Genomic DNA, 25,838 nt, shown 5'->3' with positions numbered 1-25,838 from the left:
GGCTCAGATGCCCCGACCCCGCGTGTTGAGCATCCGCACCACGAACTCCCAGCGCACCAGCCGCGTGGCGACCAGGAGGGCGAGCACGGTGCGGGGCTCGCGCGGGTTCCGCCGAAACGCCCGGGCCGACCATCGCATGGCCTCGCGACGCTGGCCGAGCGCGGCGTGCCCGAAGGCCAACTTGCTGAAGTGCAGCGCGGCTCCACGCTCGTCCCGGCTGATCTCGGGATGATGCTCGAGCAACCACAACCGTGCTTCGTTGCGGATCTGCCACTGATCGGCGAAGTAGGAGGTCGCCCCCCACGTCACGTCGACCAGGGGACGGTCGACGTGCACGATCGGGCGACGCCGCGCCGCGCGCAGCAGTAGGTCCCAGTCCTCGGCCATGCTGCGCGGAAGTGTCTCGTCGACCAGGCCGATGTCGTCGACCAGTGCATCACGACGCACCACGAACGTGGAGGAGTGGAGCATCGCCATCCGTGAACTGATCAGCTGTTGATGGCTGACCTGGTCGCAGCCGGCGAGCCGGTCGGTGCGCCGACCGTCATAGTCGACGGTCATCGCGGTCGTCACGAACTCCGCATGGGGGTCGTCGTCGAGCGCGTCGAGTTGGGCCCGGAGCTTGCCCGGGAGCCAGTGGTCGTCGTCGTCGCAGAACGCGATGACGTTTCCGCGGGCCGCCAGGATCCCGGTGTTGCGACCACCCGCAAGCCCGGGGGTGCGTGCGTTGCCGAGAACCCGGACGGTGCGTCCCGGTCGGGTGCTGACCAGGCTCTGGTCGGGCTCGGTGCCGTCGAAGACCACGATCACCTCGATCGGTCCGGGATGGTCCTGGGCCAGAATCGACTCGATGGCCCGGCGGACCATGATCGGGCGGTCCCGGGTGGGCACCACGGCCGAGACCACGTGATCGGGTTGCCCGTTGGCGCCTCGTTCCGCAGAGAGGTCAGGATCGATCGGGACTGGCAGTGGTGCGGCGTTCATGGCTCTTCTCTCGTCAACGACGTCGGGTGACTGGCGTGACAGCCTGCCCGGATCCTAGGCACGACCCGTGGCCATCGAGGTCATCGAAATGAGGGAATTCCTTGCCTGGACAGGCGATTCGAAGGACTTCCCCGAAATGGGCGACGCTGCACAGGTCCCAGCGTCCTTAGGTTTGCAACGTGGCACTCACGAGGGGAGGCATCGGATGACCATGCTGGATCATCGCCGCGACGGGACTGTCCCGAGCGCTGCGCCCACGCTGGAACCGGCCCCGGGGACGACCGCGGGCATCACTGCCGATCCGTGCTGGATCCGCCCGGGAAGGACGCTTCTGGTCACCTCGAACGGTGGACACCTCGAGCAGATGCTGCGACTCCGCCCCCGCTTCCTGCCCCAGTTGGATGACGTCGAGTGGGCGACCTTCGACACCCCCCAGTCACGCCACCTTCTCTCCGGCGAGACGGTCCACCACATCCCGTTCGTCAGACCGAAGGACCTCCGTGGCACCGTGCTCAACAGCACGGCGGCTGCACGCCTCCTCGGTGGGGACCATCATCGGTTCACCCGCGTGGTGTCCACTGGCGCCGCGGTCGCCATACCGTTCCTGGCCAGAGCGCGGGCCCTCGGATTGGCTGCGCACTACATCGAGAGTGCCGCGCGCAGCGAGGGGTCGAGCGTCTCCGGATCCGTCGTGAGTCGGATCCCCGGTGTCCGCCTCTATGGCCAATATCCCGGCTGGACAGCTGGTCGCTGGCAGTTCCGAGGATCGGTCCTCGACGGCTTCGCCCCCGGCTCACAGCGATCTCCGCGTCCCATCGACAAGGTCGTGGTGACCTTCGGGACCCAGCGTGACTTCGGCTTCCGGCGCGCGGCGGAGCGCTTGGTGTCGCTGTTGCCCGACGTGTGCACGACGTCGCCCACGATCTTGTGGCAGACCGGGGCGACCGACACCAACGGGCTGCGGATCCCCGCGGTGGAAAGCGTTCCGGCCAATGTCCTCGTCGACGCCGTGGCCGAGGCCGACCTGGTGATCAGCCATTCCGGGGTGGGCACCGCCCTGCTCACCCTGGAGCACGGCAAGTGCCCGGTCATGCTGCCACGGCGCAGCGACCTGGGCGAGCACACCGATGACCACCAGCGGCTGATCGCCATGGAGCTCGGCCGCCGTGGACTCGCCGTGTGGTCCGACCCGGACGACCTGACCGCAGAGGGTCTGCACCGCGCGGCCCTCATGACTGCTGTCCGGGACAGTGCTCCCCCGCGCTTCCTGTTGCAGCCGGACTGACATGAGGACCCACAGGCAGACCACCGGGCAGACCGACATCCAGGTCGATCCGTCACCGGCCGCCCGGCGGCGGCGCCGACGACGCCGGGTACTGCTGGCCGTGGGCGTGTGCCTGGTCCTCTGTCTGGGGCTGAGCGCGGGCGGCGCCTGGTATCTCAATCACAAGGTGACCAGCCAGATCGAGCGGATCCCTGACGTGTTCACCGGTCTCACCCACCGCCCGGTCAAGCCCCCGGTCGGGACGGCGAAGAAGGCCACCAACATTCTCGTCATCGGCACGGACCGTCGCTCCGAGGACAAGACCACCGGCGAGGACGCGACGGCACCGACCTGGCTACCCGGAGCCCAACGCAGCGACACACTGATGCTGGTGCACATCTCCGGCGACCGCGACAACGTGACCGTGGTGTCGATACCTCGCGATTCGTGGGTCCGCGTCCCCGGGCACGGCAGTGCGAAGATCAACGCCGGGTTCTCCTTCGGTGGGCCCTCGCTGGCCATCCGCACCGTCGAGGAGCTCACCGGTGTGCGGATCGATCACCTCGCTGTCGTCGACTGGGACGGTTTCAAGGCGATGATCGACTCACTCGGCCCGATCGAGGTGACGATCGAGGACACCGTGCACGACAGCGCACGTGACAAGACCTGGACCGCCGGCCGGCATCGCCTCGATGGCGAGGCTGCGCTCCAGTTCGTCCGGCAGCGCTATGGACTTCCCGGCGGCGATCTGGATCGGGTCCGCCGCCAGCAGCTCGTGCTCCGGGCCATCCTCACCAAGGCCCTCGCTCAGGACCTGTGGGCCGATCCGATCGGCCGATATCGGGTGCTGGACGCGGTGACGTCCAACCTGAGCCTGGACGACGGCTGGGCCATCGGCCAGGTCCGCCATCTGCTCCGGCAGATCTCAGAAGTGGAGCGGGACAACTTCTTCTTCACCACAGCCCCGGTCCGGGGCGCCGGCCGGGTCGGGCAGCAGAGCGTGGTCTTCCTCGACGACGTTGCCGGGGCACGCCTGTGGCGAACGGTCAACGAGGACCGCGCGCCCGAGTGGTTCGCTGCGCACCCGGAGACGCTGCTGCCGCACACGCCGATCCGCTGAGCTTCCCCTGACCCATGACCTGACCGCCGACCCGCGGTGACAGGCGTACTTGCCCCGTCCCTCGAGCGTCTGGCGCGGACCGACAACGACCTCCGCCACTGGGTGGATCGGGTCGGGCGAGCGCACCATCGACGCCTACCGACGCTGGCTCCCGCTCACCCAGACCCGTGGCCCCACCTGTCTAGGGTGGGGTTATGCGCGTTCTCGTCACAGGAGCAGCCGGAAGCATCGGCCAGGTGGTCACCGTGGGTCTCGCGGACCGGGGTCACGAGGTCGTCGGCCTCGACCGGGCCCCGGCTCCTGACGGCTTCGAGGGCACCTGGCACACCGAGGACTGCGCCGATCCCGACGCGGTGAGTGAGGTCTTCGCAGCGCAACGGCTCGACGGCGTCGTCCACCTCGCTTCCAACCCGACCGAGGCAAGCCTTCCGGACACGTTCCACTCGCACGTGGTGACCACGGCCGCCCTGCTCGATGCGATGGTCGCCCACCAGGTCACCCGCATCGTGCACGCGTCCTCCAACCACGCGGTCGGTCGTACGCCGCGCACCGACGACCTCGGCGTCGACACCCGACCCCGCCCGGACACGTTCTACGGCGTCGCGAAGGTGAGCGCCGAGGCACTGCTCAGCCTCTATGCCGACCGCTACGACATCGATGCGATCGCCTGCCGGATCGGGTCCTTCCTGGCCGAGCCGACCAGCACCAGGGGCCTCTCGACGTGGCTCTCCCACGACGACTGCGTGCGGATGGTCGAGGCGGCCCTGACCGCACCGGCGCCCGGCTTCGCGATCCTCTACGGCATCTCGAACAACACCCGCGCCTGGTGGGACCTCGCCCCCGGGCGCGCGCTGGGCTATCACCCCCAGGACGACGCCGAGGCCTTCCTCGACCAGGTCCCGGTGGCGGCCGGCGACGAGGCTGAAGCCGCCTACGTCGGCGGCCCGTTCGCCCTGGCCCAGTTCCACCGCCCCGCTCTCGACGCCCGCTAGGAGACGACCGTGACTGACTGGCAGCTGACCATCGACTCGATCGATCCCAAGCGGCAGGTCGCGTTCTGGGCGCCGCTGCTCGACTACCGGGTGCAGCCTGCGCCGGACGGCTTCGAGAGCTGGAATGCCTACTACGTCTCCATCGGTGTGCCCGAGGACGAGCTCGACCACGACGGCGACGGCGCGGACCGGATCTATGACCCGACCGGTGCCGGGCCGACGATCTGGTTCCAGGCCGTCCGGGAGAAGAAGGTCGACAAGAACCGCCTGCACCTGGACGTCTATCCCACCGGTCGCGACCAGGGCCTCTCCCTGGACGAGCGCGCCCGGATCGTCGAGGAGAAGGTCGAGCAGGTGCAGCTCGCCGGTGCCAGCGTGCTGCGCCGCTTCCCGGCGGACTTCCCCGAGGCGGGCGAGGTCGAGGGCTACTTCGTGGTGATGGCGGACCCCGAGGGCAACGAGTTCTGCATCGGCTGAGCCTCAGCGCCGCTTGAGGCGCACATAGACCTGGCGGCGCACCCGGGCGACCACGGTGCCGTCGGCGTGGGTCAGGTCCGTCTCGAACCAACGCAGGTGCTTCTGGCCGTTCGCTGCCTCGGCACGGATCTCGTCGGCCACCGCATGGGAGAGGTGGTAGGTCCCGAAGACCTCACCGGTTCCGGGCGTGACGAACTCGATCTCGCCAGCGGTGTCCCACACCAGGTAGTCGCGCCCGAGCTGGTTGGTGGCGAGCAACGTGTAGAACGGGTCGCTCATCGCCGAGAGCGAGCCACCGAACGCCGTACCGAAGTAGTTGGCGTTGAACCGACCCACCCGCATCCGCACCGAGGCGCTGGTCCAGTCGTCGGCGATGTCGAGGACCTTGATCCCGGCAGCCACGTAGGGCGGCCACAGGTTCATAGTGCGCCTGAGCCTGGTCGGTGTCATCGCCACGGCGCCGACCGTAGCCGAGCCACCGCGGAGGCGACCATCCGGTCGTGGTTCCAGACCAGCACCGGGCGGGCGGCGTACGACGCGAGGCCCAGCAGGCGCCCGGTGACCTCGACCTCCTGCTCGAAGAGCAGCCTGGTCCCCTCACCGGCCTCCTCCAGACGCCACCGCACCACTCCGTCGAGGTCGCCGCTCAGCGTCGTCTCGAGACACTCCAGCTCACGACTGACGGCGTGCAGCACGAGATCGAGCGTCCACGGCAGCCTCGAACTGATCAGCACCCGTGCATCGTCGGGGCCGAGGCTGGCGACGGCCCGGACCTCTGGCCACCAGTCCGGATAGTGCTCCAGGTCGACGAGCTGTGCGTGTACGTCGTGGCGCGGTCGCTCCAGCAGCCATTCGCCGTGGAAGCGGAACCGTGGTGGGGCAGGGATCACGTCGCCCATCATGACGGTTGGCCGGTGATCAGCACCTAGTGTGGACGACATGCCCGATCCCGCGACTGCACTCGTCACCACCTCCGTCTCAGAGGGCATCGCCCATGTCCGGCTCAACCGACCGGACAAGCTCAATGCACTGACCCTCCAGACGCTGGACGAGCTGATCGAGACAGCCCGCGAGCTCCGTCGCGACAGGGACCTGCGCGCGGTCATCATCTCGGGCGAGGGCGACTCGTTCTGCGCGGGCCTCGACTTCGCCTCGGTGATGAAGAAGCCCGCCGGCATCGTCGGCGCCTTCGTGCCCAACCCGTTCCGCGGCACCAACACGTTCCAGGAGGCCTGCTGGGCGTGGCGCAGGCTCCCGGTCCCGGTCATCGCCGCGGTCGAGGGCCACTGCTATGGCGGCGGCATCCAGATCGCACTGGCCGCCGACTTCCGCTTCGCCTCCCCCGACTCGCAGTGGTCCGTGCTCGAGGGACGGTGGGGACTGATCCCCGACATGTCAGGCATCCGCTCGCTCTCCGAGGTGGTCGGCATCGACACCGCGAAGCGACTGACGATGACTGCGCAGACTCTCTCCGGCAAGGAAGCCCTCGACCTGGGCCTGGTCACCGAGGTGGCCGCAGAGCCGGTCACGGCCGCGGAGGACTTCGCCCGCGAGCTGGCCGCCCGCTCGCCCGACGCGCTCGCGGCCGCCAAGCGTCTCTTCAACGCCTCCTACACCGACAGCGCACGACGCACCTTCGCCCGGGAACGCGCCGAGCAGCTCTTCCTGCTGGCCACCTCCAACACCAGGGCCGGGCGCACGGCCGCGTTCACGAAGGTGGCCCCCATCTTCGGTCCCCGCGCGCGCCGCTGACTCTCGGAAACGCTCGGCCGCGCATCAGCGGGGCGGAGAGACTTTGTTGATGGCTGACACGCTCTTCGGCGTCGGCGCGTCATAGACGCATGGTCGCCACAATCCCGGCGCCGACGCCCGACCCTGCCTCTCAAGAGCTCACCTCCGAGGCGGACGTCGTTGCGCAGCAGGTGGTTCGAACGAATCGTGCTCCACTCGCCGGTGACACCATCTCGCCCAGGACCTCGTCCAAGAGACTCTGCTGCACGCCTCCCACGGCTGGCTCATTGTCGCGACCGTGAGAACCACCCGATGCCTACATCAGCCGCATCCTGATCAATCAACTCAGCCCCTACCAACGCTGCAAGTCTTGGAACGAGGTCGCATCTCCCCAACGAATTGAGGCGCCGAGGAACCACTCATAGTGGCGACCGCGGTCCACACCGACCCGCTGTCGGCCCAAGAAGGTCGACTCCAGCAGGCACTGGTTCGCCGGGAAGGAACTTCACACTCGGGGCCGGCGACGCGCATACGCCGATCCAGCCGCTCTGGGCTGCTTCGAACGCCGCCGGACCGGACTCGTCGCGTTCTCCGTCACCAGGGTCGTCCTGGAAGGCCTCGCCCGGCGTAGCGAGGTACCAAGAACTTTGCGCGCTCCTTCTCCTCCGACTGGCTAACACTGCCGCCCCAGCCAACGTCGATTAGATAGGACCTGTTCACTGCGCTCGAGTTTCACAATCGGAATGCCATGCCGCCGCCGAGTTCCGAGCCGCGGACCACCGTTAGTCGACTCACACTCACGCATCCGACTTTCTGTCAATGGCCAGTTTCTCGTCCCCGCTGGTGGCCAAGTAAAAGTCCCCACTCTGCGTTGGTTTCTCAGGTGGTTGTGGTGCGGTTTCCTCCGTTCTGACGGGCTTGTTTCATGCGGTAGGAGTCGCCGTCGGTGACGACTGTGTGGCAGTGGTGCAGGAGCCGGTCGAGCATGCTGACTGCGGTCGTGTGTTCGGGTAGGAACCGGCCCCAGGATTCGAAGGGCCAGTGGCTGACGACGCCAAGTGAGCGGCGTTCGTAGACGGCTGCGATGAACCGGAACAGCAGCTGTGCTCCGGTGTCGTCGAGCGGGGCGAAGCCGAGCTCATCGAGCAGGATGACGTCGTTGCGGAGCAGGGTGTCGAGGGTCTTGCCGACGGAGTTGTCGGCCAGGCTTCGGTAGAGGGTCTCGACGAGGTCGGCGGCGGTGAAGTACCGGACTCGGTGCCCTGCTTCGACTGCGGCGTGGCCGAGTGCGACGAGGACGTGGGACTTCCCTGTCCCAGCGGGGCCGATGAGGCAGACGTTCTCGGCGGCGCGGATCCACTCGAGTGAGGAGAGGTAGTCGAACGTCGCGGCGGGGATCGTGGAGGCGGTGACGTCGAAGCCGTCGAGGGTCTTGGCGACGGGGAATCCGGCGGCCTTCAACCTGGCTTTGGCGTTGGACTCATCGCGCGCGGTTATCTCTGCCTCGACGAGGGTGCGGAGGAACTCCTCGGGCGACCAGCGTTGGGTCTTGGCGGTGACGAGGAGCGCGGGTGCGAGCTGGCGCATCGCGGCCATCTTCAACCGTTTGAGCCCTTCGGTCAGATCGGCCGCAAGCGGCGGTGTCGATGCGGTTACGAGGTCTCACCACCATCGGTGCCGGCGCCGATCTTGTAGGCGTCCAGCGACCTGGTCGGAACGGTCGGCAACGTCAGCACGACGGCGTCGTCGAAGGCCTGCCCGGCGGGTCGTGGTGTGGGTGCCTGCCCGTGGGTGGCGAGGATCGAGCGGATGTCACCGGCACGCCAGCGGCTGAGCTCCACAGCCCGCCCCAACGCTGCGATGAGGGCGTCAGCGCCGTGGGCTGCGCCCAGGTCGAGGACCGTGGCGATCTCGCTGGACAGTTTCGTCACGCCGGCTGCGGCGGCACCGGTCAAGAACGCCTGAGCGACCGGTCCCAGAGAAAGTCCTTCTCTGCCTTCGTTCTGGGCCGCGCGGCACGTGATGGTTTGTCGGGTCGCGGGTGGTCGTAGTGGGCATCGACGATGCTGACCTCACCGGGTGCGACCAGGTCATGTTCGGCGTGGATCTGGCCGGTGACGGGCTCCACGACACGCAACACGGTGTCGTCGACCAGGACGGTCACGACCGTGCCGATCAGCCGGTTCGGGACCGAGTAGCGACCCGATGCGAACCGGACACACGACAGTTTGTCGACCTTCCTCGTCGTGGGCCTGGCACCGAACTCGGCACGCAGCGACGGCAGCTCACCCAGCAGGGGCTGCTCGACTGCGAGCCGCTCGACGGGCACCGCGCAGATCTCCGAATGCGGGTTCGCGTTGACCTCACCACACCACGTCGCAGCAGAGCGGTTGCGCTCCGCCAAGTTGGTCGAGGTGCTGCCGATGAGCGGGACCATCAGGTCGGTCTTGGCGTAGCCGACGAGGGTCTCGACCATCCCTTTCGACTGCGGGTCCGCGGCCTCACAGAAGTCGGGTCGGAACCGGTAGTGGCTGGCGAAGCGGAAGTAGTCCGGGGTCGGCACGACGATGTTCGCGACGACGCCGGCCTTCAAGCAGCCCATTCGGTCGGCCAGGACAACCTTCGGGACCCCACCGAGCTTCTCGAAGCACTCGGCCAGCATCCCCATCGTGGTGGCCGACTTCTCATCGACAGCGAAGCGGACGAACCGGAACCGCGACCACGCCAGAACTGCGCAGAAGACGTGCAGCATCACGCCGTCGACCTTCAACACGCCCCAGTCGATCATCAACGTCTCACCCGGGGTCCACACCGCCGGCCTGCGACCGCGGTGCTCGGCATGGCCGTTTCGCCATGCCTGCTTGGCATCTGCGACCAGACGACGGATGTTCCGTGCCGATCCCGCATACCCCGCAGCGGTCGATTCGGGCAGCAGCCGCTTCGCCGTGATCCGCCCAGTCGTCGCCTCGACACGCTTCGCGACAAGATCGGCGACCTCGTCGTAGTGCCGGACCCGCGGCGCCACGACGGCCCCAGCGGTGCTCGCAGCCCCACTCGCTGCGTTGTGCGCGTCGATGACCCGCTTCACGGTCTTGTGGGTAGTGCCGCACATTTCTGCGGCTCCCCGATAAGTGCCTACCTCTCGATAGGCCGAAATGACGTCCATACGTTCCCTCGCGCTCTTCAATGGAGACTCCTGCGTGGTGGCGGTCGGCTGGCTGGTTACCGCCACCGTCACCACGCAGGACCTCACGGGCTCTCACGACACGACGAAGAGTGGGGACTTTCTACTGGCCACCACTGGGGACCGCTACCTGGCCACCAGTGGGGACTTTTTCATGGCCACGGACACTTTCAATCTCGATCGCACGCACGAACGAATCCAACGAACCTCTTCCGCGTGCTGCGAGCGAGTTCGCGGTCAGGTTAGCCCCGTTCTTTCATGACGCTGCGGACGACGACATCGCTGCGTGAGGTGACTCGATGACGGTGTACGGGTAGGACGCTGGGCCGGCTGGCACGTGCAGGAAGCGGTAGCGCAGTGCTTTGGGCTCGCAGGCGGCGAGTACCGTGGCGTCGCCGGTCAACGCAAGCAGCCGGGTCCACGCGATGAGGTCGGCGGCGACTGCGGTCAACGCGAACCAGGTCTGGTTGATCGCGAACTCCCGCGAAGGGAACCTGCCCATGCCAGTGTCCTTGGCGTGGCGGATGCGGTCCTCGACTCTGGCGTGGGCACGGTGTCGTGCCTCGAGGAACGCAAGTTGGCCGTGCTTCGTGTTGGTGACGAACGCCTGGTAGCGCCAACCGTCGGCCTCTTCGAACGACGACAGTTGTGCGCCTGGATGGGGTCGCTCACGACGGACGATGACGCGCATCCCTGTGGGCCAGGTCCAGCAGACCGGTCAGTTCGGCGACATCGCCTCCTTCATCCACACCGCCGTCGGCATCGGTGGCGGGCGTCCAGATACTTTTCGGGACCAGCTTGATCGCGTCGCGGATCTTCTCGGTGACCGCGAAACCCACGGAGTACTCGAGCTTGCGGCCCCGGACCTTGTCCTGGTCGGTGGCCAGTTCAGCAAGTCGTGCGAGGCTCCGGCGCCATCGGGACGGATCAGCAGATCCCTGCGGTGGGTGCCGGGGACCTGGGCGATCGCATCGGTCAAACACCTCAATGTGATCGGTCGCGGTGTTCGACCCCGCCCGGCCGGTGCGCAGCTTTGCCGCCAGGAACACACTCGTGTTGTCACACCACACGCCGAGCGGGTGGAACCCGAAGGTCCGCTTGAACGTGGGCGCTGCCTGCTCCTTCTCGGAATGGGCGATCACACTCGTGACATCGACATCGAGCAGCACAGTGGCGCCGAGGCCGGTCCCGGCGACCCGACTGGCCGGCACCCCGAACGGCAGTTGGGCCCACACATGACGACGGACCCGTGCTCGTGCGGTGGCGATCTTGTTCAACCGCCCGGGCGTGACTTCGTCCAAGGCGCGCCACACCGTCGGTGGCGACGCGACCGGACCGAGCACGCCGGACTGGTGACGCAGCACATCGATGTCAGCGATCGCCTCACCCCCGTCGGCGAGCATCACCGCAACATCAATCAGGACCCGGCCGCGGTCGTGGAGCGGGGTGAACGACCGGCGTGCCATCGCCTTGGAGAGTTCACTGGTAAGACCAGTCCGGTCAGCCAACAGACGGAGCCCGACGCTGCCCGCGTGGGCCACCACGCCGACACCATCGGCGGACACAGACAAGTCGGCAGACCACGAAGTACGCTTCACCTACGGAGTGAATCGCCCCGGGTCTGATGGAGGCTCTCAATCCTGGGAAGGATGATGAGAGTCATGGCAGCACCGAGGAAGTACAGCGTCGAGCTCCAGCAGCGAGCCACGCGGATGGCGATGGACGCGAGGAAGGACCCGGAGTCGGCGCGTGGGGCGATCAAGCGGGTCGCTGACCAGCTCGGGGTTCACCCCGAGGCGTTGAGAAACTGGGTACGTCAGGGCGAGATCGACGGCGGTGTGCGGCCCGGCACGACCACCGACGATGCGACCAGGCTGGCCGAGCTCGAGCGCGAGGTCCGCGAGCTGCGTCGGGCGAACGAGATCCTGAAGACGAGCGCAGCTTTTTTCGCGGCTGCGGAGCTCGACCGCAGGATCAAGTAGAGGTGCCCACCGCGGTGGTGGTCGACTACATCGACCAGCACCGCGAGGAGTTCGGGGTCGAGCCGATCTGCGCCGTCCTGAAGGACGCCGGCGTCCAGATCGCCCCGAGCACCTACTACGCCGCCAAGACCAGGCCACCGTCCGCACGCGCGGTCCGCGATGCCGAGTTGGTCGTCGACATCAAGACCGCTCACAGGGCGAATCTGGGTGTCTACGGCGTCCGGAAGGTCCACGCCGAGCTCAACCGTGAGGGCGTCAAGGTCGCCCGCTGCACCGTGGAGCGGTTGATGCGAGCCGAGGGCCTGCGCGGGATCCCGCGGGAGAAGACCCGCAAGACCACCATCGGCGACGGAGCGGAGACCGAGCGCCCCGAAGACAAGGTCAACCGGAAGTTCGTCGCCACGGCGCCGAACCAACTGTGGGTGGCCGACCTGACCTACGTCCGCACGCACGCGGGCTGGACCTACGTCGCGTTCGTCCTCGACGTCTTCAGCAGGATGATCGTGGGCTGGCAGGTGTCCACCAGCCTGCGGACCGACTTGGCGTTGGACGCCCTCGACATGGGCCTGTGGGCCCGGCAGCGCGCCGGCCAGGACGTCACCGGCCTGATCCACCACAGCGACAGAGGAGTCCAATATCGAGCGATTCGCTACACCGAGCGGCTCGCAGAAGCCGAGGCCGTCGCATCCGTCGGATCCAAGGGCGACAGCTACGACAACGCGATGGCCGAGGCGCTGAACTCGCTGTTCAAGGCCGAATGCATCCGCAACCCGGTAATGAGGCCCAAGGGCGGCTGGAAGAACGTCGGCGACGTCGAGATCGCCGTTGCCGAATACGTCGACTGGTTCAACCACAGGCGCCTTCACGGCGAGATCGGGCTCGTCCCGCCCGCCGAGTTCGAGGCCAACCACTGGGCGTCACAGCCCGCGAAGCACTACCGTCAGAACCCGGTCCTCACCGAGGTCGGATCCAACTAACCGAGCCTCTACGAAACCCGGGGCGATTCAGAGTGCCTTCCAAGCTGGAGATCTTGAACCGTCGCAAGTCCAAGTTTCCCCTGCTGGGCAGGCACTTCCGTGTTTCTACTCGCCGATCACGCCGCGGCGCGGTGAACGATCCGGGTTAGACAAGTCCAAGTCTTCCCTGTTCAGAGGGCACTTCGGTGTTTCTACGCGCCGATCACGCCCGACCGACGTGAGCGATCCGGGTTAGGAGTGTTTCAACACAGAAATACAGAACAATTCCCACGAGTGCACATGAGGCCCAAAGATGTCTGGCTCGCTGATCCTTTTCAGGCTCCTCCACTCCCGAACGTGATGTCAAAAGCCTCTCTAAGGAACCACGAGTCATGATGAAGGCAGAAATGATCACCGACGCATAGAGTAGGTCAACCTGAATCTTTGGTCGCCAACCCTCCGCCACACCGAAGAAGTACGCCGCCAGTACGCTCACGGTCGCCGTGAAGCCCGTAGCGACTTGAGCCGGTGTAAGAAACTCCCTGGCTCTCCATAACCCAGCTATGAGCAGCATCAGAGCGATGAGATCAAACAATGCCCGAGCGCCTACCGGGTCGAATGACATTAACTCACCCTTCTGGTCATATCAATTCGCGCACAGATGGATACTTTGAGGCAAGAAGAGACATTAATGAGTACACATTTAACCAACGTTTCATACTCCTGGATATATCACGCCCCTTTCGATCCCCAAATACGGCGATGATCGGCTTGTCGATCTTCTTGGAATGCTTTCGAAAAAGTTTGGACAGGCGTCCGAGTGACGAATCCCGGAGCAGGCCGACCGCTGCTTTTGCTGCTTTCTTGTAGGATTTTGCCAGCACGAGAGCAGCAACCTGTCCGAGCCCCAAGACAGTGGAGGCAACTTCGCAAGAAGGACACAGGGGTATGAGACCCGCTGCAGCTGAGGCCTTTCCCAAAATTTTGGCGACCCGCTTCCACGTTTTAGATGAGATTCTCCCGTCTAGCCCGGATCGTTCACGAGCCCGCGGCGTGATCGGCGCGTAGAAACACGGAAGTGCCTGCCCAGCAGGGGAAACTTGGGATTGCGACGTCACAAGATTCTCGAACCGGAAGGCACTCCGTAGGTGAAGCGTACTTCGTGGTCTGCTGGCTTGTCCGTGTCCGCTGATGGTGTCGGCGTAGTGGCCCACGCGGGCAGTGTTGGACTCCGCCTTCTGGCCGACCGGACTGGCCTCACGACGGAGTTGTCGAAGGCGATGACCCGACGCTCGTTCACCCCGGTCCATGACCGCGGCCGAGTCCTGGTCGACGTCGCGATCATGCTCGCCGACGGCGGTGAGGCGATCGCCGACATCGACGTGTTGCGCCACCAGGCTCCAGTCCTCGGCCGTGTCGCGTCGCCACCCACGGTGTGGCGCACCTTGGACGAGGTCACCGGTGGCCGGTTGAAGAAGATCGCGACCGCGCGCGCCCGCGCCCGGCGTCATGTCTGGGCACAACTGCCCGGTGGGTTGCCGGCGTCCCGGGTCGCCGGGACCGACCTCGGCGCGACGGTCGTGCTCGACATCGACGCCACGATCGTGATCGCACACTCCGAGAAAGAGAACGCTTCGCCCACGTTCAAGAAGACCTTCGGGTTCCACCCGCTCGGCGTGTGGTGCGACAACACCAGTGAGTTCCTGGCAGCGCAACTGCGGACCGGGAAAGCCGGATCGAACACCGCCACCGACCACATCACGGTCCTCACCGACGCGATCGCGCAGGTCCCGGCCGCGCATCGCAAGGATCTGCTGATCCGCGCCGACGGCGCCGGGTCCTCCCACAAGCTCCTGGACTGGCTCACCGAACAGAACCGGGTCCGTGGCCGTCGGGTCGAGTACAGCGTCGGGTTCGCGGTCACCGAGAAGATCCGCGAGGCCATCAAGCTCGTCCCGGCCAAGACCTGGACCCCCGCATCCGATGCCGACGGCGGTGTCCGCGAAGGCGGCGACGTCGCTGAACTGACCGGCCTGCTCGACCTCACGGGCTGGCCCGAAGGGATGCGGATCATCGTGCGCCGCGAACGACCCCACCCCGGCGCCCAGCTGTCGTTGTTCGAAGAACGTGACGGGTGGCGCTACCAAGCGATCGCCACCAACACGACCACCGGACAGTTGGCGTTCCTCGAAGCCCGGCATCGTGCCCACGCCCGAGTCGAGGACCGGATCCGGCACGCCAAAGACAGCGGCCTTGGCCGCTTCCCGTCGCGGGAGTTCAAGATCAACCAGGCCTGGCTAGCCACGGTGATGATCGCCGCCGACCTCGTGGCCTGGACCCGTCTGCTTGCCCTGGTCGGCGACGCCGAGGTCCTCGCCACTTGTGAGCCCAAGGCGTTGCGCTACCGGTTCCTCCACGTCCCGGCCCGACTCACCCACGGTGCCCGCCGACGACGGCTGCGGATCCCTGAGTCGTGGCCCTGGGCAGCCGCGATCGTTGCGGTCTTCGCGAACATCGCCGCGATCCCACAACCAGCCTGACCACGCCCGTCCGCCACGAGATCACGACCCGGAGAACCGCAGCCCGGCAGCGCCAGCCGGCACTGCTTCGTACCCGAGCACACACCTCACGGTCACGGCCACCATCACGCGGTCGAGCTCATCACGGCGCCATCCTCATGAAAGACCGGGGCTAGGTCCAGCCCGTTGATTGGATCCGGAGGGTAGATGTAGATGTTGTCGTTGCCGCCGCGGACGGGGTCCATGGACAGGAAGCGCCCGGTGACCGGGTTGTAAAGGCGGGCGCCCATGAGGGTGAGTCCACCGGTGATGCCGACATTTTCGCGGGCGTGGGTGCCGAGCCAGCCATACCGGTCTGGCCTGCTGGTCGTGGGGTCGCGGGGTAGGCCGTATTCGGTGTACTCGGTGTAGGTGGCGATGGTGCCGTCGCCGGTGGCGGGGTCGGTGGTGGCGGTGTCCAGCCCCGAGAAGTTGGTCCACATGATGTGAGAGAACTCGGTCTGGATCTGGTCGGGGTTCATGGTCGCGACTGGTCCACACTCGGTGGTGGTAGGCACTCTCATTCACCCCTCTCACAAGGCGCCGTCGACAACGACGGCTGGGTCGCAATATACGCGGCGTAGCCGATCGGTGTGCGCATCTGAAGGCCTGAGTGAGGCCGCTCGTGGTTGTAGTGCTCGACCCATTGCCCGATCACGACCCGCGCCTCGGCCAGGGAGTGGAAGACCTCGCGATTCAAGAGCTCATCGCGCATCGAGCCGTTGAAGCGTTCGATGAACCCGTTCTGCTGCGGGCTCGCCTTCGCGACCTGGACCGGCGCGACGCCCTGGTCGTCCTTGAGCCAGTTCAGCAAGCTGGCGGCGATGAACTCGCGGCCGTTGTCCGAGCGGATCATCTGCGGCCGGCCGTGATCCTCAAAGATCCGTTCCAGAACGTGGCGGACCTCGGTCGCACCAATCGAGTACCCGACATGAGCACCCACGCAGATGCGGGTGAACTCATCGATCACGTTCAACACCCGCAGCCCGGCCCCCTTTGCGGTGCGCAGGCTCATGAAGTCGTAGGACCACACATGGCCCTGGCTGGTTGCCGGGAGCATCCACAACGAATGGGCGTCAGTGCCCAGTGCCTTCTGCCCTGACGCCTTGGACCGCGGCGGCGGGACCCGAAGCCCCTCTCGGCGCCACAACCGCTCCACGCGTTTGACGTTGACCTCCCAGCCGTCCGCGACGAGCAGTGCGTGGACCCGGCGATACCCGAACCGCGGGTACCGATCAGCGATCTTGTTCATCGCCGCAACCAACCGCTGCTCGAAGTCGGACGGGACCGGGACGTACCGGTTGGACGAGCGATGCTGACCAGTGACTTTGCAGGCGCGACGCTCGGAGACCTTGAACTTACGGACCAAGTGCGTGGTGGCAGCCCGGCGCCGAGCCGGGCTCACCAGTTTCCCTTTTGCAGGTCCTTCAACATCGAGATGTCCAAGGCCTGCTCGGCCACAATCCGCTTCAGACGGGCGTTCTCGGCCTCGAGCGCCTTCAACCGGTGCGCCTCGTCCTCCTTCAACGCCCCGTACTTGGACCGCCACCGATAGAACGTCTGCTCACTGACCTGTAACCGCTTGACCACCTGCGGGATCGTCGACCCCTGCGCCTGAAGCTTCTCCGCCTCGCGCAACTTCGCCACGATCTGCTCAGTAGTGAACCGCTTCGCTGCCGCCATCAAACACCTCCACAAGGACTCTCATAGTTCCGAGCCCTCACACACAAGATGGACCGAAAAACGGGGGGCAGGACAAGTCCCAAATGACTAGAAGAAGCCACCGATTGGACGCCTCGCACCACAGCCCTGTGCCATTGACGATAGTGTGTCTCGCACACTATCGTGTGACGCGTGAACTCCTCCGACGTCCTCGCCACTCACCTGCAGGAGCTGCGGCGCGGCACCGTCGTGATGGCCGCGCTGGCCATCCTCGGCACGCCGACCTATGGCTATGCGCTGCTCGAATCACTCGACCGGGCCGGGTTCGCCGTCGACGGCAACACGCTCTATCCCCTGCTCCGACGCCTCGAGAAGCAGGGACTGCTGGTCAGCGAGTGGAACACCGAGGAGTCACGGCCCCGGAAGTTCTACCGCACCAGTCCCGAGGGTCGCTCGATCCTCGACGACCTGCTCGCCGAGTGGCGCGAGCTCCACCAGTCCATCGAGAAGTTGAGGTAGTCCCATGGCAACCACGCTCACCGAGAAGTATGTCCACGCGGTCACCCGATCCCTCCCCGAGGACCAGCGCCTCGACGTGGCCGACGAGCTCCGCGCCACCATCGCCGACCGGGTCGACAGTCTGGTTCGTGACGAGCAGCGCTCCCCCGACGAGGCAGAGCACGCGGCCATCGCCGAGCTCGACGATCCCGACCGGCTCGCAGCCGAATACACCGGCCGCAGCTTGCACCTGATCGGGCCGGCGAGCTATCCGTCGTACATCCGCCTGATGAAGGCGCTGATGACCACCATCGTGCCGATCGTCGCCGTGGTGGTGCTCGTGACCGCGATCCTCACCGACCGCCCGTTCGGCGCGGTGGTCGGCCACACCGCCTGGACGACGTTCAACGTCGTCGTGCACCTGTTCTTCTGGGTCACCCTGATCTGGGTGCTGGCCGAGCGCGGCTCAGGGCCGGATCAGGTCGAGGAGAGGCTGACGGCGAAGTGGACTCCGGACGACCTCCCCGAGCCGCCCCGTCAGACCCACTTCGCCCTGCCCGACGTCGCCTTCTCGATCGTCGCGCTCACGGCGATGGGCGCGTGGATCGTCGGGCAGCACTTCCTCTCCTGGGTCCACGACACCGCCGACGAGCCCGTGCCGACCCTCGACCCGGGACTGTGGTCGGGCTGGCTCCCGCTGCTCCTGCTCGTGCTGGCGCTGTCCATCGGATTCGAGTTCGCCAAGTTCCGCACCGGCCACTGGACACGACCCCTGCTCGTCGTCAACGCCGCGCTGGGACTCGCCCTCACCGCACCGCTGGTCGTCCTCGCCGCAACCGACCAGCTCCTCAACCCGGCGATCTTCGATGAGCTCGCCCGAGCCGGGACCGAGGTCGATCCCGGTCACGTCAACACGATCGTCATCATCAGCGCGCTCGTGATCCTGGTCTGGGACCTGGTCGCCAGCGTGCGCAGCGCCGCCCTCATCGAGCGCGAGTCACACGACACCGCCGCCGTGTGAGCTCTGACCCGCCGCAGAGGATGGATAGTGTCGGGTCATGAGCGAATCGCTGCTGGACCAGGCCCGCGAGTGGGCGTGCCAGGACCCCGACCCCGCCACCCGCGCCGAGCTCGAGCAGGTGCTCGCGGCCGTGGAGGCCGGTGACGAGGCCGCTGCGAGCGACCTGGCGGACCGCTTCGCGGGCACTCTGGAGTTCGGAACCGCGGGGCTTCGCGGGGCACTCGGTGCGGGTCCCAACCGGATGAACCGGGTCGTCGTGACCCGCGCGGCGGCCGGCCTGGCGGCCTATCTGCGGGTCAACGGGGCGACCGCCGACGACGCCGTCGTGATCGGCTATGACGCCCGGCACAACTCTGACGTCTTCGCCCGCGACACCGCCGAGGTGATGACCGGAGCCGGGCTGCGAGCACTGCTCCTGCCCGGCCAACTGCCCACTCCCCTGCTGGCCTATGCGATCCGCAAGCTCGGCTGCGTGGCCGGCGTGATGGTGACCGCGAGCCACAATCCTCCGCAGGACAACGGCTACAAGGTCTACCTCGGCGACGGGAGCCAGATCGTGTCCCCCGCCGACGTGGAGATCGCCGAGCAGATCACCGCTGTCGGAGCACTTGCCGACGTGCCGCGCGGGGAACCCGGCCAGCAGCTCGACGACGCGATCGTCGACGACTACGTGGCCTCGGTGCTCGGCGTGGTCGGTGACGGACCACGCGCCCTCAAGCTCGTCTACACACCCCTGCACGGCGTCGGGAACGGCACCGTCCTCCGGGTTCTCGACGAGGCCGGATTCCCTGCCCCCGCTGTCGTTTCCGAGCAGCAGGACCCCGACCCCGAGTTCTCCACCGTCGTCTTCCCCAACCCAGAGGAACCGGGGGCGATGGACCTGGCGATGGCACTTGCCTCCGAGGTCGACGCCGACCTGGTCGTCGCCAACGACCCGGACGCAGACCGATGTGCGGCTGCCGTCCCCGGGCCGCACGGCTGGCAGATGCTGCGCGGCGACGAGGTGGGCGCCCTGCTCGGCGATCACCTGCTGCGCAAGGGGAAGCAGGGCATCTATGCCGCCTCGATCGTCTCCTCCTCCCTGCTCGGCAAGCTCGCCCGCGCCGCCGGTCAGCCCTACGTCGACACCCTCACCGGCTTCAAGTGGATCGGCCGCCTGGAGGGGCTGGCCTTCGGCTATGAGGAGGCGCTGGGCTACTGCGTCGACCCCGACCAGGTCAAGGACAAGGACGGGGTCTCGGCACTGTTGCTGCTGTGCGAGGTCGCCGCGAAGACAAAGGCCGAGGGTCGGACTCTCGTGGACCTGCTCGACGACATCGCCGTACGCCACGGCCTGCATGCCACCGACCAGCTCTCGGCCCGGGTCTCGGACCTGGCCGAGATCGGCGCCGCGATGGAACGACTCCGCGCCACTCCCCCGACCGAGCTCGGTGGCTTGGCCGTCGAGTCCGTCGAGGATCTCAGCATCGGTTCGGAGGCGCTGCCACCCACCGACGGGCTGCGCTACCAGCTCGCCGACGGCGCCCGCGTGATCGTGCGTCCGAGCGGGACCGAGCCGAAGATCAAGTGCTATCTCGAGGTCGTCGTACCGGTCGAGGACGCCTCGGCAGGAGAGGGCGTACGCCGAGCTGTCGAGGCCGCCCGGATCGTGGCGGCCGGACGCTTGGACGCCCTGCGGATCGGGATCAAGCAGGCCGCCGGGATCTGAGGATCAGCCCACCACGAGGACGAGCACCACACTGAGCACGAGGAGTCCGGCCAGCAGCGCCAACTCCACCACGGCCGGGGCACGTGTGATCTCGCCCTCGGGTTGCCTCTGTGCCTTGGCGTCGTCGATGACCTGATTGAGCGTCGTCTCCACCAGGTCGGCGAGACTGTTCATCGGGTCCGGCTCGGACGTGCCCCGCTGCACGTTCTGCTTGCGGGTGCGGGTGACCGCCGTCGAGCGAAAGGTCCGCTCGTCGGTGACCACGTTGGTGAACATCGTCACCGCGGCGTACTCCACCCGCACGAGTGGGATCCTGACGTCGCTGAACCCGTTGCGCAGCCGCAGGACGGGCCCCTCAACGATGATCTTGGGGCGCAGGAACATGCACCACAGGAAGACCGCGACCAGGGCGCACCAGGTGAGCACGGCGGCGTCGGCCTGCTCGACGCCGTTGCCCAGCACGGAGACGACGACGAACCCGGTGGCGACGAGTCCCGCCCATGCGATCAGGCGTCCGTTGTTCGGGCCGAACTCGTGGATGGCCTCGGGCGCCATCGTCCCTCCTGCTGTGTTGTCGATAGTGGCCCGATCAACCCTATGCTGGACCGGTGACGACCACCCCCGCCGCTCCCGCCTCAGCGTCGAGTGCAGCCGATTCCGTGTTCGCCGACACCACGTCGTCGAACGCCTCGCTGACACGCTTCCTGCATGGCCTGCCCGGTGTCGACCAGGTCGGCGCGGAATCCCGCGCAGCCTCGCTCGGCACACGTTCGATCAAGACCACTGCCAAGGAGTTCGCGATCGATCTCGCGATCCGCATGGTCGACCTGACCACCCTTGAGGGACAGGACACCGCGGGCAAGGTCCGCGCCCTGGCCAACAAGGCGATGCGTCCGGACCCTGCGGACCCGACGTGTCCGCCCACCGCCGCGGTCTGCGTCTATCCCGACATGGTCGGCATCGCCAAGGAGACCCTCGGCGACAGCGGGGTCAACGTCGCTGCCGTGGCGACCGCCTTCCCCAGCGGCCGCGCCGCCCTGGACATCAAGCTGGCCGACACCCGCGACGCGGTCGAGGCCGGCGCCGACGAGATCGACATGGTCATCGACCGGGGCGCCTTCCTCTCCGGGCGCTACCTCGACGTCTTCGACGAGATCGTCGCAGTCAAGCAGGCCTGCGCCAGGGCCAACGGGGAGAGCGCCCACCTCAAGGTCATCTTCGAGACCGGCGAGCTGCAGACCTACGACAACGTACGTCGTGCCTCGTGGCTGGCGATGATGGCCGGCGGTCACTTCATCAAGACCTCCACCGGCAAGGTGCAGCCTGCTGCCACCCTGCCGGTGACGATGATCATGCTCGAGGCGGTGCGCGACTTCCGTGAGGCGACCGGTGCGATGGTCGGGGTCAAGCCGGCGGGCGGCATCCGGACCACCAAGGACGCGATCAAATATCTCGTGATGGTCAACGAGGTCGCCGGCCAGGACTGGCTCGACCCCGACTGGTTCCGCTTCGGCGCCTCCACGCTGCTCAACGACCTGTTGATGCAGCGCACCAAGATGACCACCGGCCGCTACTCCGGCCCCGACTACTTCACCCTGGACTGAGACGAAGATGGCTACCAAGAAGACCACCGGCACCGCCGTGTCGAAGGCAGCGGCCTTCGACTATGCACCCGCCCCCGAGTCGCGCAGCATCGTCGACATCAAGGCGTCCTACGGCCTGTTCATCAACGGTGAGTTCGTCGACGGCACCGGCACCCGGTTCAAGACGATCAACCCGGCCACCGAAGAGGTCCTGGCTGAGGTCTCCGAGGCCAGCGAGGCCGATGTCGACGCAGCCGTGAAGGCTGCCCGTCGCGCCCACAGCCGCGTCTGGGGCCCGATGCCCGGCAAGGAGCGCGCGAAGTATCTCTACCGCATCGCCCGGATCATCCAGGAGCGCGGGCGCGAGCTCGCCGTCCTCGAGTCGATCGACAACGGCAAGCCGATCAAGGAGTCACGCGACGTCGACGTACCCATCGCCGCTGCGCACTTCTTCTACTACGCCGGGTGGGCCGACAAGCTGGAGTACAGCGGCTACGGCACCCGCAGCCTGGGTGTCGCCGCCCAGGTGATCCCGTGGAACTTCCCGCTGCTGATGCTGGCCTGGAAGATCGCCCCGGCACTGGCTGCCGGCAACACCGTCGTGCTCAAGCCCGCCGAGACCACGCCGCTGACCGCGCTGCTCTTCGCCGAGATCTGCCAGCAGGCCGACCTCCCGGCCGGGGTGGTCAACATCATCACCGGCGCCGGTGAGACCGGCCGGCACCTGGTCGGTCACGACAACGTCGACAAGGTCGCCTTCACCGGCTCCACCGACGTCGGTCGCGCCATTGCCAAGTCCGTGGCCGGCACCGACAAGAAGGTCACCCTCGAGCTCGGCGGCAAGGCCGCCAACATCGTCTTCGACGACGCGCCGATGGACCAGGCGATCGAGGGCATCGTCAACGGCATCTTCTTCAACCAGGGCCACGTCTGCTGCGCCGGCAGCCGTCTGCTCGTGCAGGAGAGCGTGGCCGACGAGGTCCTCGAGCGCCTCAAGCGCCGGATGTCCACCCTGCGCGTGGGCGATCCACTCGACAAGAACACCGACGTGGGCGCGATCAACTCGCAGGCCCAGCTGACCCGGATCAAGGAGCTCGTGGAGGTTGGCGAGCAGGAGGGCGCCGGCCGCTGGTCGCCGGCCTGCGACCTGCCCAGCAACGGATTCTGGTTCGCTCCGACGCTCTTCACCGGCGTCACCCAGGCGCACCGGGTCGCCCGCGAGGAGATCTTCGGCCCGGTGCTCTCGGTGCTGACCTTCCGCACGCCCGCAGAGGCGGTCGAGAAGGCCAACAACACGCCGTACGGCCTCTCGGCCGGGGTCTGGACCGACAAGGGTTCGCGGATCCTCTGGATGGCCGACCAGCTCCGTGCCGGAGTGGTCTGGGCCAACACCTTCAACAAGTTCGACCCGACCAGCCCGTTCGGCGGCTACAAGGAGTCGGGCTACGGCCGCGAGGGCGGCCGCCACGGCCTCGAGGCCTATCTCAAGGGAGCACAGGACTGATGGCCCGCATCGACGTACGCAAGACCTACAAGCTCTACATCGGTGGCGCGTTCCCGCGCTCGGAGTCCGGCTATTCCTATGTGGTCAACGACGCGAAGGGAAAGTTCATGGCCAACGCCTCCCTTGCCTCCCGCAAGGACGCCCGCGACGCCGTGACGGCCGCCCGGAAGGCATTCGGCGGATGGTCCGCGCGCACCGCCTACAACCGCGCGCAGATCCTCTACCGGATCGCGGAGGTCGCCGAGGACCGCCGCCCGCAGTTCGTCGACGCCGTGCAGAAGTCCGAGGGACTGAGCGCTGCTCGGGCGGACAAGGTCGTCGACGAGGCGATCGACCGCCTGGTCTGGTACGCCGGCTGGGCGGACAAGATCGCCCAGGTCACCGGGGGCGCCAACCCGGTCGCCGGTCCCTTCTTCAACCTCTCCTCCCCCGAGCCGACTGGTGTGGTGGCCGTCCTGGCGCCCCAGGAGTCGAGCCTGCTCGGCCTGATCAGCGTCGTCGCCCCGGCCATCGTCGTCGGCAACACCGTCGTCGTGGTCTCGTCCTACGAGCGGCCGTTGCCTGCGGTCACGTTCGCCGAGGTGCTGGCCACCTCCGACGTGCCCGGCGGCGTGGTCAACCTGCTCACCGGCTCCGCGGCCAGCGTCGCGCCGTGGCTGGCCTCGCACATGGACGTCAACGCGATCGACCTCACCGGTGTGGCCGGTGACGCCGACCTGGCCCGCGACCTGGAGGTGGCTGCCGCAGAGAACCTCAAGCGGGTACGCCGTGCTCCCGCGGCCGAGCCGGACTGGTCGCAGGACCCGGGCATCTCGAGGATGACCGACGTCCTCGAGACCAAGACGGTCTGGCACCCGGTCGGGATCTGAGCCTGGCCCAGGGCCCCCAGCAGTGGGGGCCCTGGGCTCACCGGTCGGGGTTCAGCGGGCCAGCAACGCCTTCGAGATCACCTCGAGGATGTCGCGGGGGTCGCGCGCCTCGTAGGCGCCGCCGTTGGTCGCCTCGGCGATCTTCTCCAGCGACTTCATGTCGGCGTCCTCGGAGATCCCGATCGCGATGATCCGCACCGGGCGCTCGGGGTCCGCCTCGTCGCGCAGGGCCTTGAGCAGGTCGGCCTGGCGCATCGATCCCGGGTCGTCGTTGGCCCCGTCGCTGAGCAGCACCACCGCGTTGAAGTAGTCGGGGTCGTAGTCCTTCTGCGCGCTGCGGAAGGCCGCCAGCGTCGTGTCATAGAGGCCGGTGCCGCCGCCTGTCAGGTCCAGCGCCTTGCCCAGCCACGACCGCAAGGTGTCGCGTTGGGTGTCCGAGCCGACCGACTTGTCGAGGCGGCGCAGCGGGACCAGCTCACGATGATCGGTGCCGTCACCCAGGTCGATCGAGAAGAGCCACAGCCCGACGCGAGCGTTGTCGGGGAATGCCTGCAGCGCCGTACCGGCAGCCGACATGGCCAGCTGCATCCGGGTGTTCGCACCAGCCTTGAAGTCCATCGAGCCGGAGGCGTCGACGACGGCCAGCAGACTCGAGGGAACGGTCAGCACGTCCCACATCCGCAGGTCCGCCCGGATCTCGGCGGCGCTCGGTCGTGCCAGCTCGCTCACGTAGCCGATCCCCACCCCGCCCGGCAGGGCCGCGCCGGTCTTGTCACGCAGGTCGTGATCGGCCAGGACGAGTGCACCCTGGGGACGTGAGAGGTAGTCCAGAAACTCCGCAACTGCCGGCGAGTCCCCCGCGTCCGTGCCCGCGGAGACACCGAGGAGCGGATATCGCTGCAGGAACGTGCCGGTCTGCGGCACCACCGCATGCACCCGTCGGTTCGCCCGACGGGCCTCGAGCCAGACCTGCTCGGAGACCGGGACCATCTGCTTGGTGGTCGAGGAGACGGCGGCGAGCCGTTCGGCGACCGGTTGCTGGGCACTGGCTCGCTCGCCGTAGTGCTGGGCGAGCGGGACCAGGCGGGCCTGGACCTCCGCGTCCGAGACCCCCGAGGTCTCCCGCTCGGCGCGAGGGGCGACCAGCGCCATCGCCGAGGCGGAGTCGGCCTGTGGGTCCGCCATGACGACGCGGCCGCTGGAGAGTGCGGCAAACCAGTTGCTCGGGGCGGTGGTCGACGGGCCGCCGGCCAGCACGATCGGCGAGGAGGCCAGGGCCGCGGCGAGCACCTCGGTCTCGATCCCCTCGGCCGCGAGCTGGTCGACCCAGACATCGGAGTCGGGCACCCACAGGGTGGGGCTGTCCTCGTCGGTGGCGAGCAGCTGGGCGAAGACCGTGCTGGACTCCTGGGCCTTGACCGTGATCCGCGAGCACCGGCCCTCCTCGGTCATCGCGGCGGCGACATCCTTCAGCGCGGGCGCAAGCCCGGGCGCGGCCACGATCGTTGCCTCCGGACGGGACGTGCACGCAGCGGCCTCGTCGGAGCTGACCGCTTCACGGGTGATCAGGGCAGCAAGCACCGCGGCCAGGACTACCAGACCGATGACGAGCGGACGTCGACTCGTGGATTCCCGGTCCCGAGCATGATGTCCAGCGCTCATGACGCCTCCCTACGCATGATTGCAAAACCACGTCAGCGTAGTGCACATCGGATGCGGGGGTGCACCACGGATCAGGCAGAATG

General features: G+C 67.3%; 24 protein-coding genes, 1 pseudogene and 1 other annotated feature. Of the genes and pseudogenes, 13 read left to right on the top strand and 12 right to left on the bottom strand.

What is annotated here, in order from left to right; genetic code table 11:
* Nucleotides 1-3: 3 nt before the first annotated feature.
* On the bottom strand, nt 4-984 hold the full coding sequence (locus BJ980_RS16030; RefSeq protein ID WP_179503208.1) for a glycosyltransferase family 2 protein: 981 nt from the start codon (nt 982-984) through the stop codon (nt 4-6).
* A 205-nt stretch (nt 985-1,189) separates the two neighbouring features.
* On the opposite strand from BJ980_RS16030, the gene BJ980_RS16025 reads away from it, so the two are divergent.
* From BJ980_RS16025 to BJ980_RS16010, 4 genes are all read left to right on the top strand, one after another.
* Nucleotides 1,190-2,269: a glycosyltransferase gene (locus BJ980_RS16025; RefSeq protein WP_179503207.1), complete on the top strand. Its 1,080-nt coding sequence runs from the start codon at nt 1,190-1,192 to the stop codon at nt 2,267-2,269.
* Nucleotide 2,270: 1 nt separating this feature from the next.
* Nucleotides 2,271-3,368, top strand: a complete 1,098-nt coding sequence (locus tag BJ980_RS16020) for an LCP family protein (RefSeq protein ID WP_179503206.1) — start codon at nt 2,271-2,273, stop codon at nt 3,366-3,368.
* A 194-nt stretch (nt 3,369-3,562) separates the two neighbouring features.
* Entirely contained in the window at nt 3,563-4,360 is a 798-nt protein-coding gene (locus BJ980_RS16015; protein ID WP_179503205.1) for an NAD-dependent epimerase/dehydratase family protein, read from the top strand.
* 9 nt (nt 4,361-4,369) lie between these two features.
* Nucleotides 4,370-4,837, top strand: coding sequence for a VOC family protein (locus tag BJ980_RS16010; RefSeq protein WP_179503204.1), 468 nt, complete (start codon nt 4,370-4,372; stop codon nt 4,835-4,837).
* A 3-nt stretch (nt 4,838-4,840) separates the two neighbouring features.
* Here BJ980_RS16010 and BJ980_RS16005 read toward each other — a convergent pair whose 3' ends face one another.
* Both BJ980_RS16005 and BJ980_RS16000 read right to left on the bottom strand, forming a co-directional pair.
* On the bottom strand, nt 4,841-5,260 hold the full coding sequence (locus BJ980_RS16005; RefSeq protein ID WP_218855549.1) for a PaaI family thioesterase: 420 nt from the start codon (nt 5,258-5,260) through the stop codon (nt 4,841-4,843).
* Nucleotides 5,261-5,283: 23 nt separating this feature from the next.
* A complete protein-coding gene (locus BJ980_RS16000) occupies nt 5,284-5,727 on the bottom strand; it encodes an SRPBCC family protein (protein ID WP_343047839.1) in 444 nt (147 codons plus the stop codon).
* 49 nt (nt 5,728-5,776) lie between these two features.
* Here BJ980_RS16000 and BJ980_RS15995 point away from each other — a divergent pair, with 49 nt between their 5' ends.
* A complete protein-coding gene (locus tag BJ980_RS15995; RefSeq protein ID WP_179503203.1) occupies nt 5,777-6,589 on the top strand; it encodes a crotonase/enoyl-CoA hydratase family protein in 813 nt (270 codons plus the stop codon).
* 858 nt (nt 6,590-7,447) lie between these two features.
* On the opposite strand, the gene istB is transcribed toward BJ980_RS15995, so the two are convergent.
* The 4 genes and pseudogenes from istB to BJ980_RS18720 all read right to left on the bottom strand — a co-directional run bounded on the left by istB (nt 7,448) and on the right by BJ980_RS18720 (nt 11,317).
* On the bottom strand, nt 7,448-8,170 hold the full coding sequence (gene istB / locus BJ980_RS15990) for an IS21-like element helper ATPase IstB (protein WP_281363729.1): 723 nt from the start codon (nt 8,168-8,170) through the stop codon (nt 7,448-7,450).
* Between the two features lie 50 nt (nt 8,171-8,220).
* Nucleotides 8,221-9,755, bottom strand: a pseudogene (gene istA / locus BJ980_RS15985) (IS21 family transposase).
* Between the two features lie 253 nt (nt 9,756-10,008).
* Nucleotides 10,009-10,443 (bottom strand): transposase, encoded by a 435-nt coding sequence (locus tag BJ980_RS18725; protein ID WP_218855548.1) that lies wholly within the window; start codon nt 10,441-10,443, stop codon nt 10,009-10,011.
* Nucleotides 10,421-11,317: a transposase gene (locus BJ980_RS18720; protein ID WP_425490362.1), complete on the bottom strand. Its 897-nt coding sequence runs from the start codon at nt 11,315-11,317 to the stop codon at nt 10,421-10,423. The genes BJ980_RS18725 and BJ980_RS18720 overlap by 23 nt, the downstream gene beginning before the upstream one ends.
* Nucleotides 11,318-11,413: 96 nt before the next feature.
* On the opposite strand from BJ980_RS18720, the gene BJ980_RS15975 reads away from it, so the two are divergent.
* Together BJ980_RS15975 and BJ980_RS15970 are read left to right on the top strand one after the other, a co-directional pair.
* Nucleotides 11,414-12,711, top strand: a protein-coding gene (locus BJ980_RS15975) for an IS3 family transposase (protein WP_246279909.1) whose coding sequence is annotated in 2 segments (ribosomal slippage) — nt 11,414-11,708 and nt 11,708-12,711 — 1,299 coding nt in all. Because the reading frame shifts where the segments join, the coding sequence is not laid out codon by codon here.
* Nucleotides 11,692-11,841: a sequence feature (AL1L pseudoknot), on the top strand. (Overlaps the previous gene by 150 nt.)
* A gap of 1,127 nt (nt 12,712-13,838) precedes the next feature.
* Entirely contained in the window at nt 13,839-15,230 is a 1,392-nt protein-coding gene (locus tag BJ980_RS15970; protein ID WP_179503201.1) for an IS1380 family transposase, read from the top strand.
* 104 nt (nt 15,231-15,334) lie between these two features.
* Here BJ980_RS15970 and BJ980_RS15965 read toward each other — a convergent pair whose 3' ends face one another.
* From BJ980_RS15965 to BJ980_RS15955, 3 genes are read right to left on the bottom strand one after another with little or no spacing between them, the layout of a single operon-like run.
* Complete coding sequence (locus BJ980_RS15965; RefSeq protein ID WP_246279990.1) at nt 15,335-15,730, bottom strand: RHS repeat-associated core domain-containing protein; 396 nt, start codon at nt 15,728-15,730, stop codon at nt 15,335-15,337.
* A 38-nt stretch (nt 15,731-15,768) separates the two neighbouring features.
* Nucleotides 15,769-16,653 carry an IS3 family transposase gene (locus tag BJ980_RS15960; protein ID WP_179501807.1) on the bottom strand — a complete coding sequence of 295 codons (885 nt, stop codon included), beginning with the start codon at nt 16,651-16,653 and terminating at the stop codon, nt 15,769-15,771.
* Nucleotides 16,650-16,931, bottom strand: coding sequence for a transposase (locus BJ980_RS15955; RefSeq protein WP_179500766.1), 282 nt, complete (start codon nt 16,929-16,931; stop codon nt 16,650-16,652). The genes BJ980_RS15960 and BJ980_RS15955 overlap by 4 nt, the downstream gene beginning before the upstream one ends.
* Nucleotides 16,932-17,102: 171 nt before the next feature.
* On the opposite strand from BJ980_RS15955, the gene BJ980_RS15950 reads away from it, so the two are divergent.
* Genes BJ980_RS15950 through BJ980_RS15940 form a run of 3 tightly spaced genes read left to right on the top strand, consistent with a single transcriptional unit; the run spans nt 17,103 to nt 20,137 of the window.
* Nucleotides 17,103-17,429 carry a PadR family transcriptional regulator gene (locus tag BJ980_RS15950; RefSeq protein WP_343047838.1) on the top strand — a complete coding sequence of 109 codons (327 nt, stop codon included), beginning with the start codon at nt 17,103-17,105 and terminating at the stop codon, nt 17,427-17,429.
* A 4-nt stretch (nt 17,430-17,433) separates the two neighbouring features.
* Entirely contained in the window at nt 17,434-18,429 is a 996-nt protein-coding gene (locus BJ980_RS15945; RefSeq protein ID WP_179503199.1) for a permease prefix domain 1-containing protein, read from the top strand.
* 37 nt (nt 18,430-18,466) lie between these two features.
* Nucleotides 18,467-20,137 carry a phospho-sugar mutase gene (locus BJ980_RS15940; RefSeq protein ID WP_179503198.1) on the top strand — a complete coding sequence of 557 codons (1,671 nt, stop codon included), beginning with the start codon at nt 18,467-18,469 and terminating at the stop codon, nt 20,135-20,137.
* Between the two features lie 3 nt (nt 20,138-20,140).
* Here the strand turns inward: BJ980_RS15940 and BJ980_RS15935 are convergent, their stop codons facing one another.
* Nucleotides 20,141-20,692 (bottom strand): hypothetical protein, encoded by a 552-nt coding sequence (locus BJ980_RS15935; protein ID WP_179503197.1) that lies wholly within the window; start codon nt 20,690-20,692, stop codon nt 20,141-20,143.
* Nucleotides 20,693-20,745: 53 nt separating this feature from the next.
* On the opposite strand from BJ980_RS15935, the gene deoC reads away from it, so the two are divergent.
* From deoC to BJ980_RS15920, 3 genes are read left to right on the top strand one after another with little or no spacing between them, the layout of a single operon-like run.
* Entirely contained in the window at nt 20,746-21,741 is a 996-nt protein-coding gene (gene deoC, locus BJ980_RS15930) for a deoxyribose-phosphate aldolase (protein ID WP_179503196.1), read from the top strand.
* A gap of 7 nt (nt 21,742-21,748) precedes the next feature.
* The gene (locus tag BJ980_RS15925) at nt 21,749-23,224 is read left to right on the top strand and encodes an aldehyde dehydrogenase family protein (protein ID WP_179503195.1); all 1,476 of its coding nucleotides are present in this window, start codon (nt 21,749-21,751) and stop codon (nt 23,222-23,224) included.
* On the top strand, nt 23,224-24,093 hold the full coding sequence (locus BJ980_RS15920) for an aldehyde dehydrogenase family protein (protein ID WP_179503194.1): 870 nt from the start codon (nt 23,224-23,226) through the stop codon (nt 24,091-24,093). The genes BJ980_RS15925 and BJ980_RS15920 overlap by 1 nt, the downstream gene beginning before the upstream one ends.
* Before the next feature lie 51 nt (nt 24,094-24,144).
* Here the strand turns inward: BJ980_RS15920 and BJ980_RS15915 are convergent, their stop codons facing one another.
* A complete protein-coding gene (locus BJ980_RS15915; RefSeq protein WP_179503193.1) occupies nt 24,145-25,755 on the bottom strand; it encodes a substrate-binding and VWA domain-containing protein in 1,611 nt (536 codons plus the stop codon).
* Between the last annotated feature and the right edge of the window lie 83 nt (nt 25,756-25,838).

Origin of the sequence: Nocardioides daedukensis, assembly GCF_013408415.1 — a bacterium.
Classification (GTDB): domain Bacteria; phylum Actinomycetota; class Actinomycetes; order Propionibacteriales; family Nocardioidaceae; genus Nocardioides; species Nocardioides daedukensis.
Note: the sequence above shows the minus strand (reverse complement) of the source record. Positions and strands in the feature narration are given on the sequence as shown.